The sequence below is a fragment of the Jeotgalibacillus sp. 10bf12 genome (assembly GCF_055597105.1).
The window spans coordinates 1,664,515-1,678,350 of record NZ_CP200276.1 but is presented as its reverse complement, the minus strand read 5'-3'; the positions used below and the strand labels follow the sequence as shown (position 1 = coordinate 1,678,350).

Annotated in this window: 11 protein-coding genes and 2 riboswitches; of the genes, 3 read left to right on the top strand and 8 right to left on the bottom strand. The window is 42.7% G+C overall.

The features are described from left to right. Positions 1 to 2,271 carry a ribonucleoside-diphosphate reductase subunit alpha gene (locus DH10bf12_RS08820; protein ID WP_471738122.1) on the bottom strand — a complete coding sequence of 757 codons (2,271 nt, stop codon included), beginning with the start codon at positions 2,269 to 2,271 and terminating at the stop codon, positions 1 to 3. 338 nt (positions 2,272 to 2,609) lie between these two features. Further along, positions 2,610 to 2,808: riboswitch (cobalamin riboswitch) on the bottom strand. A 119-nt stretch (positions 2,809 to 2,927) separates the two neighbouring features. After that, on the bottom strand, positions 2,928 to 3,476 hold the full coding sequence (locus DH10bf12_RS08815; RefSeq protein WP_471738121.1) for a YitT family protein: 549 nt from the start codon (positions 3,474 to 3,476) through the stop codon (positions 2,928 to 2,930). 273 nt (positions 3,477 to 3,749) lie between these two features. Between DH10bf12_RS08815 and DH10bf12_RS08810 the strand changes: the two genes are divergently transcribed. Then, on the top strand, positions 3,750 to 4,295 hold the full coding sequence (locus DH10bf12_RS08810) for a glutathione peroxidase (RefSeq protein ID WP_471738120.1): 546 nt from the start codon (positions 3,750 to 3,752) through the stop codon (positions 4,293 to 4,295). A gap of 63 nt (positions 4,296 to 4,358) precedes the next feature. On the opposite strand, the gene DH10bf12_RS08805 is transcribed toward DH10bf12_RS08810, so the two are convergent. From DH10bf12_RS08805 to DH10bf12_RS08795, 3 genes are all read right to left on the bottom strand, one after another. Further along, positions 4,359 to 5,660, bottom strand: coding sequence for a Na+/H+ antiporter NhaC family protein (locus DH10bf12_RS08805; RefSeq protein WP_471738119.1), 1,302 nt, complete (start codon positions 5,658 to 5,660; stop codon positions 4,359 to 4,361). A gap of 143 nt (positions 5,661 to 5,803) precedes the next feature. Then, a riboswitch (SAM riboswitch) is annotated at positions 5,804 to 5,909 on the bottom strand. A gap of 93 nt (positions 5,910 to 6,002) precedes the next feature. Beyond that, the gene (locus DH10bf12_RS08800) at positions 6,003 to 6,455 is read right to left on the bottom strand and encodes an SRPBCC family protein (RefSeq protein WP_471738118.1); all 453 of its coding nucleotides are present in this window, start codon (positions 6,453 to 6,455) and stop codon (positions 6,003 to 6,005) included. A gap of 115 nt (positions 6,456 to 6,570) precedes the next feature. Continuing rightward, a complete protein-coding gene (locus DH10bf12_RS08795; protein ID WP_471738117.1) occupies positions 6,571 to 7,329 on the bottom strand; it encodes a MerR family transcriptional regulator in 759 nt (252 codons plus the stop codon). 161 nt (positions 7,330 to 7,490) lie between these two features. Here DH10bf12_RS08795 and DH10bf12_RS08790 point away from each other — a divergent pair, with 161 nt between their 5' ends. Then, positions 7,491 to 8,669, top strand: a complete 1,179-nt coding sequence (locus DH10bf12_RS08790; protein WP_471738116.1) for a hypothetical protein — start codon at positions 7,491 to 7,493, stop codon at positions 8,667 to 8,669. Between the two features lie 56 nt (positions 8,670 to 8,725). On the opposite strand, the gene DH10bf12_RS08785 is transcribed toward DH10bf12_RS08790, so the two are convergent. Further along, a complete protein-coding gene (locus tag DH10bf12_RS08785) occupies positions 8,726 to 8,947 on the bottom strand; it encodes a hypothetical protein (protein ID WP_471738115.1) in 222 nt (73 codons plus the stop codon). A gap of 193 nt (positions 8,948 to 9,140) precedes the next feature. On the opposite strand from DH10bf12_RS08785, the gene ytvA reads away from it, so the two are divergent. Further along, the gene (ytvA, locus tag DH10bf12_RS08780) at positions 9,141 to 9,926 is read left to right on the top strand and encodes a YtvA family blue-light photoreceptor (RefSeq protein ID WP_471738114.1); all 786 of its coding nucleotides are present in this window, start codon (positions 9,141 to 9,143) and stop codon (positions 9,924 to 9,926) included. A 40-nt stretch (positions 9,927 to 9,966) separates the two neighbouring features. On the opposite strand, the gene DH10bf12_RS08775 is transcribed toward ytvA, so the two are convergent. Continuing rightward, entirely contained in the window at positions 9,967 to 11,781 is a 1,815-nt protein-coding gene (locus DH10bf12_RS08775) for a YhgE/Pip domain-containing protein (protein WP_471738113.1), read from the bottom strand. 2 nt (positions 11,782 to 11,783) lie between these two features. After that, positions 11,784 to 13,724 carry an efflux RND transporter permease subunit gene (locus DH10bf12_RS08770; protein ID WP_471738112.1) on the bottom strand — a complete coding sequence of 647 codons (1,941 nt, stop codon included), beginning with the start codon at positions 13,722 to 13,724 and terminating at the stop codon, positions 11,784 to 11,786. Positions 13,725 to 13,836 lie beyond the last annotated feature (112 nt).

Below are 13,836 nucleotides of genomic sequence, written 5' to 3'. Positions count from 1 at the left end.
TTAGCTGTGGCACGCTTCACATTCTTCAATCTCAGCCTGCGATGTACTTCTGACATAATACGTCGTTTTCAGCCCGTTTTTCCACGCTTCCATATGCATATTCAATAGTTCCTTTGCTTTGATCGTATGCTTCACGTAAAAATTAAAGCTGATCCCCTGATCCACGTGCTTCTGACGCGCAGCATTCTGTCTGATACTCCACAGCTGATCAAGCTCATGACGACTTTTTCTATAATAGCTGTAGGTTTTGTGATCAAGGTCAGGCACTGTCACTTTAAATTTAAAATTCTTCTTCTCTTCTGCATACTCAACCGCATAGATTGGATCGATCCCATCAGTTGATCCTCCGATTTTTGCAGTGGATGAATTCGGTGCGACTGCCATCAGCCAGCCGTTTCGGATTCCGTTTTCCTGCACGTCTTTACGTAATGACTGCCATTCTTCAGACTGATAACCTTTTCTTTCAAAATAGCGGCCCGTCTGCCATTCCGATCCGGCAAATTGACTGTACACGCCCTTTTCTTCAGCCAGCGCATTCGATGCTTTGATCGTTTCAAATGCAATCGTTTCATAGAGTTTATCCGCATAATCCACTGCTTCTTCTGACTCCCACTGAATACTTTCAAGTGCGAGCAGATGATGCCAGCCAAATGTCCCAAGCCCGATCGCACGGTACTTCCGATTCGTCCGCTGTGCCTGACCAACTGTAATATTGTTTAAATCAATCACGTTATCAAGCATTCTGATCTGAATCGGAATCAGCCGCTTCAGCACATCACTTTTCACAGCCCGTGCAAGATTAATAGATGAAAGATTGCATACGACAAAGTCACCCGGCTTACGGACAATGACGATAGTCCCGTCCTCATCCTCGTATTCTTTTGTAATCGTCGTCGCAGACATATTCTGCGCAATTTCAGTACATAGGTTACTGCAGTAAATCGAAGTTCTCCCTTCTTCAATCTTATTTGGATTCTGACGATTTACTTCATCACGGTAAAACATATAAGGCGTGCCTGTTTCAAGCTGAGAGACCATGATGCGCGCCATCATGTCCATTGCGCGATAGGTCTTCCGTGGTAACAATGGATGATTGACTGCCTCTTCGTACTTCTCAGTAAAATACTTACGATCAGCCTCATCATAAAAATCCTCCAGCCCAAGCGGATTTCCTTCGTCATCTTTCCAGCCCATCACTGTTTTCACTTCATGCGGACAAAACGTATGCCACTCTCCGATACTGCGACCCGTCTCATCTGTTTCCTGAAGCCTTTGCATAAATAAATCCGGAACTGATACACCTGTAAATATATCGTGCGCTTTTCTTCTTTCATCACCATTATTCGTTTTTAAATCGAGAAAACCATTCATCATATCTTTGTGGAAAACATCCAGATAAACTGCAACAGCACCCTGTCTCTGACCTAGCTGATCAACGCTGACAGCTGTGTTATTCAGCAGACGGATCCAGGGAATCACACCTGACGAATTCCCTTTAAACTTTTTAATATCAGACCCTAGTGCTCTTACCTTTCCGTAATAAACGCCGATCCCACCGCCGTCTTTACTGAGACGCGCAATGTCCCAGTTATTTGTATAAATGCCGTCCAGCGAATCCTCCACTGTATCAATAAAGCAGGAAGCAAGCTGCCCGGTCTTTTTACCGGCATTCGATAAAGTCGGTGTTGCAACTGTCATAAATAAGTTACTCATTGCCCAGTAGGCTTCTTTTACAAGCGTGACCCTCTTTTCCGGCGCTTCATTTTTCATCAGCAGCATTGCAATGATCATAAAGCGTTCCTGTGGCAGCTCGTAAAGATTGCGGTCATGATCACGCGCCAGATAACGGTCAGAGAGCAGGAACAGACCGATATAGTTGAAAAGGTAATCCCGCTCAGGTGTGATTTCCCGGCCTAATTCATCAAGTTCTGCTTTTGAATAAGTATTAAGTGCTTCTGTGTAAATATCTTTATGTATCAATGTTTCGATCAGCTGATGGAAGCTGCCGTATTTTTGCGCAGGGTTATAATTCCTGTTAGCTGCTGCCTGGTCGTACAGTTCGTCCAGATAGAGTCTAGCTGCAAGAAACGTCCAGTCCGGTGCGTCCATCGCCACACGGTTCAGGGCATAGTGCATAGCAAAATCGCGTGCAGTATCTTCTCTTTGTGTGAGTTGATCCATCAGTTCAGCTGCATCGAGCTTGTGTTTGATTGCTGCGTCTTTGATTGTTTGCAGCGTCTGATGGAGAGTGGTTGTTTTTTGTGTGGTCATGATTGTGTACCTCCGCCTAAAATAATGTAGTTAACTTTCTATAACCACTGATCCTTTCCGTCGAGGACTGCGCTTTCCTGCCCCGGACGGTGAGCTTCATCAGGCTTCTCCTTGGGGATCTCACAGGTCAGGGCGTGAGTCCACGTCCGCAACGTAGAGGGTCAGCTGAATATTGCTTGTAAACATTCTCTTTGCACGACCACAATATAGGGAAAAGGCATAATAAAAACCGCCTATCGGGATAGGCGGTCAGATAAACGATATGAATTATAAGAGCATAGTCCTCACAAGGGACCTGTCTGATAAAGCCACCGTTTCTTTCCTCACACCCCGAAGAAATGAAAACAAAAAATAAGACAGGTCTCCTGACTTGTGCGTCACTCTACTTTGAACCCTTCCCATATAAGGACCCTTTACCAGAGCTCTCTTATACAGTGGATTGTTCAGTTCGTCAGCACATACAGTTGCGGGGGCAGTCCCGGATTCTCACCGGATTCCCTTTTAAGCGATATTCGCATCTTATCTTTCGGCAACACTATATGTAGTTGTGCGTAAAATTAAAAAGCACTATATATTGATTAATGACATCTTACCCGAAAAATGATCATTTGGCAAGGAAGAGTTCATTTTAATATTTCTCATCAAACATCTGCAAGTTATTTGTCCGGTTTCCTCTGTAAAGTGATTGCTGTTACAGCCCCGACAATAATGATGACACCACAGGAATACAAAAATGTGTGAAGTCCGAGCACCTGATAGCCAAGCAGAATCACGACCCCATCCACAATAAAAATGACGATCCCGGTATTCATTGAGACGGCTTTAGAAATCATATGAGCCAATAAGTCTGTACCTCCAGTACTTGTCTCAAACAGCAGCATCAGACCAATTCCAAAACCAATTAGCAGTCCGCCTGCGATCACACTTGGCAGGATCGGCATTTGAAAAAATGACCTGAGCGGTGACAACCAGTCAATGAGCAGAGATGAGACGAACAAACCATGAAGGCTATTATAAAAATAGGCTCTTTTCATAAACCAGGCATAAATAAATAGCGGCACACTCAATAAAATCATGGCCAGACCAACTTGTACACCGAAATAGTAATGCGCGATTAACGCGAGACCAATCATCCCTCCGTCAAGCAGATGATGAGGGACTAAGAAGCCATTAATTCCTGTCGCCAGCATGAAACTTCCAATCATAATTGCGATGCTCTTTTTAAAAAGCATATTACCCCTTTCAAAGCATGCTTTATTTCTTATGCTATGATTTTTTGAATGATATATGCCCGCGGCGCTATCATACAACTCAGCAGTGAAATGGTTTTGAATAAAGACCAATAAAAACTGTTCACCACTAAAATATAGGTATTTTTGTTTATTATATATAAATAAAGGATATAGGTATAAAAGCTCAAAAAACTTAAAACAAGTTCATTTATATATTTGGACTTTTCACGAAGGAGAAATCAACTAATGACCGTTTATGATTTCAAAGTAAAAACATCAAGTGGCTTCACGAAAAGTTTAGATGTTTACAAAGGAAAGCTGTTGTTAATTGTTAACACAGCAACTAAATGCGGGTTCACACCACAACTCGAAGATCTGCAGAAACTGCAGGAACGTTATGAGGAGCACGGGCTGCAAATATTAGGTTTCCCTTCTAACCAATTTGCTGAACAGGAGCCACTTGGGGATGGAGAGATTACACAGTTTTGCGCAATGAATTATGGTGTCAATTTCCCTATCTTTAAAAAAATAAATGTTAGAGATCATGATGCGTCTCCTCTGTTTACTTACTTAGCTGAACAGAAGCCTTTTCAAGGATTTGATATGGCTCACCCAATTTCTAAATTGCTGGTTTCTATTGTGAATGAACGCTTTCCACACTATATGGATGGAGACTCGATTAAATGGAACTTCACAAAGTTTTTAATCGATCGGAATGGACAGGTAGTCGAGCGCTTTGAACCAACAGCAGAGCCGCTGGATATGGAAGCAAAGATTAAGGCAGCTTTATAATAAAAGCCGCAGCAGTGAATTCTGCTGCGGCTTTTATGTTGAATCAAGTTGTTCCACCAAAAACTATACACTCTTCTCCTTAAATCTAGGAAATTGAATGGCGATCGCAATCGAGCCGGACAGCGCAATCAGAATCGGATAAATGCAGTATGGGACAATCTCAGCAGGAGATATTCCTGCTACACCAGCAACAGCAAGAAGCTGTGCACCGTAAGGAATCATACCCTGTACTGAACTTGAGAAAATATCAAGCAAACTCGCTGATCTGCGCTTATCAATACCGTACTCATCAGCAATCTGTTTTGCGAGCGGTCCGGCAGTGATAATCGAAATGGTATTATTAGCTGTCGCAAGATTCACTGTCCCGACAAGCCCTGCGATCCCTGCTTCTCCACCTTTTTTCGATTTCACGCGCTTTGTGACTGACTGAAGCAGGAATTCAATTCCTCCATTTGCTCTGATCAGCTCTACCAGTCCGCCAAGCAAAATGGCGATCATCGCGAGCTCCTGCATATTTGTAAAGCCGTCTCCAATCAGACCAATTAAGTCTATAAAGCGGTATTGACCTAGTGCCAATCCGACAACCCCTGCAAAAATAATGCCGCCAAGTAAAACGAGAATTACGTTTGCCCCGGCAACAGCAAAAATTAATACGCCGAGATAAGGCAGTACCTGCACTAAATTATACGGGTTATCTCCATCAATTGAAGCACTATTCCCAGCTGTCATTACACCAAAAATAATCGCTGTAATGATCGCTGCCGGTAATACGATAAAGATATTCGCTTTAAATTTATCCTTCATTTTTGTTCCCTGCGTACGGACTGCTGCAATCGTTGTATCAGAAATGATTGACAGGTTATCACCAAACATTGCACCACTGACAATTGCCCCCATCGCAAGTGCTACGCCAATATCAGTCTGCTCTGACAGTCCAAGTCCAATTGGCGCCAGTGCTACAATTGTTCCAACTGATGTCCCCATTGAAATAGAGATAAAGCATGCAATGACGAACAGACCAACAATCAGCAGGTTTTGCGGCAGCAGTGAAAGTCCAAGGTTAACCGTTGAATCAACAGCACCGGCACCTTCTGCGACTGAAGCGAATGCACCGGCCAGTAGGAAGATCACAACCATTAAGATAATGTTCGGATGTCCTCCACCTTTCGCAAGCTGCATCGTTTTCGTCTGAAAATCTGTTTTTCGATTCATGAGCATTGCGACTAAAATCGCTGTAAACAATGCAACTAATACAGGCATGAAATAAAAGTCGCCTGTTAAAATTCCTGATCCGATAAAAAGTAAAATAAATACGCCAAACGGAATAAGTGCGAGCGGATTGCTCTGAATATTCTCCTGATTCATCTGTTTTGCCTCCTGAAATAAAATCGTGCCCTAATCTTGAAAAAGTACCCATATTGGTTTAAAACAAACACTGAAGAGGTTTTTCGGACACAAAAAAACCTCTTCAATAAGAAAAAGAAGAGGCTTGTATAAGCAAACAACTTTTCTTATCTCTCAGGCGAACGCCTGCTGGAATTGGCACAGTACTCAAATTAAGAGTCCGCTGCCGAGGCTTCAAAGGGCCAGTCCCTCTGCCTCTCATCATAAGAAGATGTTATGAAGTTTTTAATGATTGTAGAAATATAAGTGATTCAGTCGGATAAGTCAATACAATCAGCAAAATTGAGAATATTCAATCACAGGTCAGCTGCTTTCAGCTTCTTTCTTTACTCTTTCCAGGAACTCGAGCACAACTTTATTGTCCTGTTTTTTACCGGCAAGCTTCATCATCGCTTTACCGACGAAATTAGCTCCTTTATTTTCTCCTTCATAGATGAGTCTTGTCTGCTCCTCACTTTCTTTAAGCAGCTTAAAAGAAAATGTCGTATCAAACGCTTTACCCAATATAAAGTTAACCTTCTTATACTTTTCATTTTCATGATCCTCATAAGCAAGGGTATGTACAAAGTAGGTTTCTACGCGCTTCCCCTCGCCATACGTTTGCTGATGCTTTGCGCCTGCTACAGTTTCCTCACCTTCCACAAGATCATGCGAAATCACCTTTGGCATAATTCTTTTAATATTTTTATCCTTAAATAAATCCCAGACTTCTTCAATATGTGCATTAATCATTGTTTCTTCTTTCCATGTGATCACAATCATTCATCCTTTCCTGCGTCAATAAAATGAACACTGTATTTATTTTAAAGCATGGAATCAGTAAAGACTAAAAAAGTCATCTGCACGTCTGCAAATGACTTTTCGATAAAGATTATTTTCCAGTATACACATTGATCGCATTACGTAAAAATACAGTTCCGCCTTCAATGTGCTGATCATAGTAGGCAGTAAACCGATCATCACTTACGTACATTTCCCCAAGACCGGCATGTGCTTCTTTTGAATACTTTGGCCAGGTAAAGCTGAGCCATTCTTTATGCAGTGCGACTGCTTTTTGTGCTTCAGGTGAAGCGGGGTCTCCTGTATCAAACGCTTTTTTAAGCTCTGTAAAAAATGCTTTTTCAACCTCGTTCATCCGCTTGAAGTCTGCTTCAGTTAAGCCCCGCATTTTTGCGTTGCTGTCATCTACTACCTGGTCCCCATATTGTTGGCGCACTTCTTTACCATACTGCTGTTCATTTTCATCAATCATCTTTTGCTTTAACCCTTCAAATTTCTCCTGATCTTTCATTGGAGTACCTCCTTCTTTGCTTTCAATCGTTGTTTGTACGGTTGAAATGATTTGTTCAAGACGGGCATGTTTCTCCTGCAGTTTCTGAACATGCTGCTGCAAAGCTGAGACCAGATCAAAGTCCGGGTGATGAATAATCTGTCTGATTTTATCCAGGCTCACTTCAAGCTCCCTGTAAAAGAGAATCTGCTGCAGCAGATCCACTTCTTTTTCACCATAGATCCGGTAACCTGACGAACTGATTCTTGCAGGCTTTAACAGATCGATCTCATCGTAGTATCTCAGTGTGCGGCCGCTTACACCGGACAGCTTTGCGAGCTGCTGGACTGTATATTCCATTTAAAACCCTCCTGACAAATACAGCATAAGGCTTGACGTAACGTGAAGGTCAACAACAATTTTAAATTCAATATAATACCTATTAATTTTAAAGGAAAGTTTTTAAATGGGTCGTTTTAGGTTAAAGAGGTAAGACAACTATAAATTGAGGGGGTGAAAAAATGAGCGGATCAGATTATACAGTAGGTCTAATCGCAGCACCGGGTTACCCAAAGGAGTTAATTGATTCGCTGAAGGGTGAACTGCCAGAGCTGCTGGATTACTATGTTGATGACACACACAAATGGAAGGTTGATTGTTCGATCGACTCGTTAACCGGCGGGACGGATCAGTCTGATAAGGTTATGAAAGCCATCCTTTCACTTAAAGATGAGAATGAATGGGATTTCACAGTTGCAATTACAGACCTCCCCTTATTGCATGGTAAGAAAGCGATCATTGCAGAAGCTTATGAAGAAGCAAATATTGCTTTAATCAGCCTGCCCGGCCTTGGCGCAGTTCCACTTGCCCGAAGAGTCAGGGACTCTATTCTGCAGCTGGTAAATGAAATGTATTACACATCTTCTGAAGAAGGTCGCGAGAAGGCTGAACAGCGCCTCCAAAAGAAGGATCAGACAGAAGATAAAGGGTTAAAGACAAGAAATCCGAAAAGATTAGTCGGAAGAAAAGGGTTTGACAAAATTTCTCCGATAAAAAGAGAGTTACCTGAGGATACAGAAAATATTGATGTACGGTTCAAAGTCAACTCTTACTTTGGCAGTGCATTGCGATTGTTAACCGGAATGGTTCGGGCGAATAAGCCGTGGGTGATGTTTTCATCTTTTAAAAAAGTGATGATGCTCGCTTTTACAACAGGTGCTTACGCACTGATATTCCCCACTCTCTGGTTGCTGAGTAATGAATATAGCATCTGGCGTATGTTTTTACTCTCGAATATTTCGATTCTTGCCATGGTATTCTGGATTATTTCCGCTCATCAGCTTTGGGAGAAAAAGCAGCAGACAGAGAAGGGAACCCACCTGACGAGGCTTTATAATGCAACAACATTTTTTACGCTGTTTGCAGCTGTCTGTTTTTATTACATGATGCTGTTTATCTTATTTTCGTTTACCGTGATTCTGTTTATTCCATTTAGCCTGTTGCAGTCTGAGGTTTCACCTGATGTCGGGTACGTGAACTACTTTTACATTGCCTGGACAGCCACGAGTATTGCAACAATTATCGGCGCGCTCGGTTCAGCACTTGAAGATGAAGAAGTGGTCCTTTCATCAACCTATGGATACAGGCACCGTCAGCGCTATGAGGAGATCAGAAGAATGGAAGAAAAAAGAGAGTCTTAATATGTAAATGAGAGTCCTTTTGAAGCATCTGCTTCCGGAAGGACTCTTTCTTATGATCAGATAATCAGCTTTTCCTTTTTAATCAGTGGCTTAATGGATAGGATGCAGTCATAGTGAAAAGTCCTGACTGCTCTTCTTTTCAGACAGTAGGCTGTGAATGATGTGTCGCCTAGTTTTCTGATCAACACTCTTCTTTCAGTACAGACACCGTCACTCTTCATATAGATCATTTTCACCGTCAGGCCCTGCTGCCAGTAGCGGAATAACTTCTCTTTCATGATCATCCCTCCTCTTATTCCATTATACGAACAAATGTTCCTAAAGTAAACTGAAAAGCTGCTTTGTCAGTCTCCAAAGCAATACATGAAGCTCGGTTATTTATTTTCATTTTCGAAGGATTAAAGTTAAAATAATAAGGGTAAAAAAGTATCATATTGTTAAGCACGAAATATTGAGAAGCAGGTGAAGTGATTGATAAGATCTGAAAACAGCAAAGAACTGACAACGTTCATAGAAAAAGCACTTGACTACACGAGAGCAGGATTGATCATTACGGATTCTACGCTTCCGGATAATCCGATTATTTATGCGAATCAGGGATTTTTTGATATGACTGGCTACAGTGGAGAAGAAGTGCTCGGACAGAACTGTCGTTTTTTGCAGGGGGAAAAAACCGACCCGGCTACTATAAAAGAGCTAAAAGATGGGATTCTTGCAAAGAAGTCTGTAAATGTGCAGATTTTGAATTATACAAAGAACAATGAGATTTTCTGGAATGAACTTTTTGTAGACCCACTGTATCTGGATAATAAACTGTACTTTGTCGGTGTTCAAAAGGATGTTACTGAAAACATACGTCAGAAAGATCAGCTTGATCTATATTTTAAAGAAATGGAGCAAATGTCAACGCCGATTGTTCCCGTAAACGAGCATGCTTCAGTTCTCCCGCTGATTGGCCAGCTGAACGAACAGCGCTATGAAATGCTGATTAAGAATCTCATGATTTATCTTCAGGATACGACTGACAGTTACCTGATCATCGATTTATCCGGACTTGTGGAAATTGATGAGATTGCTGTGAACCATCTCGTTGATCTGCATAAGCTGATTTCACTGACTGGAACGGTTGCAATTGTATCCGGTATCCAGCCTTCACTTGCACAAAAGATGACAGCCATTCAGGTGGATATGAAATCTTTAAATGCATTCAGTCATGTAAAAGCTGCATTAAATTATATTCATAACAAAACGGCATAAAAAAGGTCTATCTGATTGTGTTCTCAGATAGACCTTTTCTTTATTTAAATAAATCGACAAGACGGTCCCAGAAGCTTTTCTCTTCAATAGCTTCCTCTGCTTCTTCTTCGTCTTCCTTTTTCAGGCTGTCTGTTTTAATGACAAACTGAACCGATTCAACACCTTCATTTTCTTCAGCTACGAAGGAGACCGGCTCGAAATCTGATTTATCGAATTCACTCAGCATTGCATCGATTTCATTTTGAAGCTGGTCAGGCAGTTCGCTGGTTGCTGAGGCAAGTTCTGATGTGCCGCTATAAAGCGCACCTGCGCCATTTTCAAGCTCGTCTGTACCACCTGTAAGACCACCGAGCCCGCTGTGAAGCTCACCATATGAACCAGCAAGTTCGCTGACGCCGCCAGTATAATCAGTCAGTCCTGAATGAAATGCTGCATAATTTGCTGCAAGCGTTGCAAGACCCTGCTGCAGCTGACCTAATGATTCATCCATATCAGTTGCTGCAAGTCCATTCTCAAGCTGGTCAGCAATCCCATATAGACTGCTGCTCATATCACCCAAAGCACCTGTACTCTCAGAAAGCGCACCAGGTACAGCTGCAAATGCTTCCTGCGTTTGTCTGTACGTTTCTTTTACTGCAAGTGAGGACTGATAGCTTTCTACAAGCTTATTGACCGTCGCCTCATCCGCTCCGCTTTCATAAAGTGCAGCGATTTCTTCTTCACTCACATGCTGTTCAGGTACTGCTGCAATGGCCTGATCGAGTGCGTGATAAGCCTGCTCATAGCTTCCGCTTAAGTTTGTCAGGCCGGTACTCACTTCATCAAGTCCGCCGGCGATTTGTCTGAAAGCTGCCGGCAGCTCACTGAATTCACTCGTATCAACGTCGCCAATACCCGCTCCGACAGATTCACTCATCTGATTTAACGCCTGCTGAATCGAAGAAGACCCTTCAATTAATCCGCCTGCATTTTGTGATAGCTGACTAATGCCATCCCGGAATTGTGACGATCCGTCATACAGGCTTGCTGTACCGTTATTCAGTTCCGCAATGCCTGTCTGCAACTCTCCAACGCCGTTGTTTACTTCAGCAGTAGCATCAGAAAGTGATGTCATTTCCTCTTTTACTTCAGTCGTATCCGGTTCATCAATTGACACAGATGACGGTACAGCTGCAATTTCAATGGCTTCCATTTCAAGGTCCGTTACGTCCGCGCTGACCGTGTAGCTTTCTTCTTTTTCAGGCATGACGGTGAACGTTACCTGTCTATTCTTTCCGGCAGTTGCAATGGTTCCGTCCCGTGCTTCAATGTTTTTGAATTTTTCAGCGTCAAATGTCATTGTGATCTGAACCATATAGTTGTTGAAAAAGAGTTCTTCACCATCAGCATTTTTAGAGGAATCGATCTGAATGTCGAGCTTCCCGTCCTGACCGATCAGCGAATCAGCCTCTGCAGCTGCACCGTCTAACGAGTAGCTGATATCAAATTCCCATGGCAGTGCACGGTTTTCAAGGTTCCCCTGGTAGTAAAACTCCTCTTCCTGAGCGTTCAATGTGATCAGAGTTTCCTGCTGTTCAATCGGTGTCAGATCAGTCAGGTTCTGAACGCTAGTATATTCCCCGAAGTCAGTAATCTCACCAAAATTGCTGACAGTGAAATTATTGACGACGTAAAGATCTTTTTGATCACCTGCAGCATCGAGCGTTGCATAGACGACTTCTGTCTTTTTATCAAAAGTGCCTTCTCCCGCCGTTTCTTTTTCTTCAGCAGAATTCTGTGTTTCCGCTGAGACGAGAAGGGTTGGCATGGCAAGTAGAAAGGCTGCAAATCCTGCGCTTGTGCGTTTAAATTTCATTGTCATTTCCCCTTAAAAAAGTTTGCTTTAAACGTTGTCTTTTCAATGACTTTATCGAATATCACGAGCAGTGCCGGCAGTACAAAGACGACCATAATGAAGGCCAGCAGCGCTCCGCGTCCGAGCAATAATCCGATTGATGAAACAACCGGGTTTGTTGAGGTGATCCATAAAATAAAGCCGACACTTGAAAGGATCGAAGCTGATACAAAGATCGCAAACAGCTTTTCATCAATCGTCTTTTTGATCGCCTCAAGCGCAGTCATTTCCTGTCTGAGTTTGTAGTAATTTTCTGTAAATAGAATTCCATAATCTACCGTTGCAGCCAGCTGAATCGTACTGATCAGCAGGTAGCCGATATACACGAGCGGTGCATCCGTAAAGTACGGGATCGCCAGGTTAATCCAGACTGACGCCTGAATGGTGATCAGGAGTACAACCGGGATGGATAATGAACGGAATGTAATCAATAGAACGAGTGCAACCGTCACAACCGTCATGATATTCACAAATGTATTATCCTTTTGAACGATCTCTCTCATATCATACAGCGTTACACTTTCACCAAGCAGATGGGTGTTTTCATAATAGCTGTCTGCTGTTTCCTTCACATCTTCTATAAGCGCAAAAGCTGCGTCACCTTCAGTCTCCGTTTCCGCAAAAATCGTAATTCTTGCAAAGTCCTCTGAATAAAACTGTTCTGTTACTGATTCATCCAGATATTCCGGTGGAACTGCCGCCCCTGCAATATTAACGTAGGACATGACGCCTGAAACATTGTCGAGTGCTTCAATCTCACGGACAAGCTCTTCTTCAGTTCCGCGGTCTTCTGCAGGGACCAGCAGAACCATTGGCGTTTCCTTCCCAAAAATCTCTTCTGTTGCGATTGCATCCTGCCCTGCACGCGTATTTTCCGGGTGCTCACCTGCGCCATAGATGAACGTCGTATTGCTTTGTGCCAGAAAGGCCGGCACAATCAGCAGCATCACTAAGATTAAACTTGGCACGCGAAGCTTAATGACACGCTTACCAACTCCCTTGAAGTCAGGGATGAACTGACGGTGTTGCGTTTTATCAATCCATTTATAAAACATCAACGTCAGCGCAGGTAAGAAAATAATGACACTGATAAAGCTGAGCAGAATTCCTTTTACAAGGTTGATCCCTAAATCAGACCCAATTCCAAACTCCATAAATGTAAGTGCCATAAACCCAAAGAAGGTCGTTGAAGCACTTGCAATAATTGCCGGGAAAGACCGTTTCATCGCAAGCTTCATCGCGGTAGTCGGATCATCCACCTTTTTACGGTAATCAGAAAAGCTGTGGAGTAAAAAGATCGCATAATCCAGCGATACAGCGAGCTGAAGAATCGGGGCAACTGATTGTGTAATAAACGAAACTTCCCCGAGAAAAATATTTGTTCCAAGATTAATCAGGATCGATACACCGATCGCTGTTAAGAAAAAGACCGGTTCAATCCAGGAATTCGTTGATAAGATCAATATGATAATAATAATTGGTACAAGTAGCAGTGCAGCATACATGGATTCGTCTCCGGCCATCTGCTGAGACACTGCAGTGGTCACTGCCTCACCTGTCAGCGCGCCTTCATCACCAATCAATTCATAAACTTCATTGGTAACTGCTACTTCCTGCTCCTCTTCAATCGTGATTGAAATCAGCGCCGCGTCGTCCTGATAATAAGATGACAGCATCTCATCATCTGCCATTTCGAGTGGAACCGTCAGATCCATGACATCATCAAGCCAGGTAACGCTTGAGATCCCATTAATTTCTGCCAGCTGCTCTTTTATATCAAGCGCTTCAGCAATGGTGACGTCTTTAATCATCACATTTGCATTCGGCATTGGCTCATCGAATTCTTCCTGCATGATGTCTACCGCTTCAATCGACGGTGCATCGTCCGGCAGATAATCTGCCATATTGTAATTAACTGAGACAGCAAATTGGGCTGCCGCACTAATAATCGTCAGTATAAAAAAGATGATTACGATACTTTTTTTACGTTTAATAACCTGTGACGTCCAGTCGATA

Excerpts from the sequence above, each read along its gene's own strand:
- DH10bf12_RS08820 (WP_471738122.1), bottom strand. The coding sequence starts at position 2,271 with ATGACCACACAAAAAACAACCACTCTCCATCAGACGCTGCAAACAATC.
- DH10bf12_RS08815 (WP_471738121.1), bottom strand. The coding sequence starts at position 3,476 with ATGATTGGAAGTTTCATGCTGGCGACAGGAATTAATGGCTTCTTAGTC.
- DH10bf12_RS08810 (WP_471738120.1), top strand. The coding sequence starts at position 3,750 with ATGACCGTTTATGATTTCAAAGTAAAAACATCAAGTGGCTTCACGAAA.
- DH10bf12_RS08805 (WP_471738119.1), bottom strand. The coding sequence starts at position 5,660 with ATGAATCAGGAGAATATTCAGAGCAATCCGCTCGCACTTATTCCGTTT.
- DH10bf12_RS08795 (WP_471738117.1), bottom strand. The coding sequence starts at position 7,329 with ATGGAATATACAGTCCAGCAGCTCGCAAAGCTGTCCGGTGTAAGCGGC.
- DH10bf12_RS08790 (WP_471738116.1), top strand. The coding sequence starts at position 7,491 with ATGAGCGGATCAGATTATACAGTAGGTCTAATCGCAGCACCGGGTTAC.
- DH10bf12_RS08785 (WP_471738115.1), bottom strand. The coding sequence starts at position 8,947 with ATGAAAGAGAAGTTATTCCGCTACTGGCAGCAGGGCCTGACGGTGAAA.
- DH10bf12_RS08775 (WP_471738113.1), bottom strand. The coding sequence starts at position 11,781 with ATGAAATTTAAACGCACAAGCGCAGGATTTGCAGCCTTTCTACTTGCC.
- DH10bf12_RS08770 (WP_471738112.1), bottom strand. The coding sequence starts at position 13,724 with ATGGCAGATTATCTGCCGGACGATGCACCGTCGATTGAAGCGGTAGAC.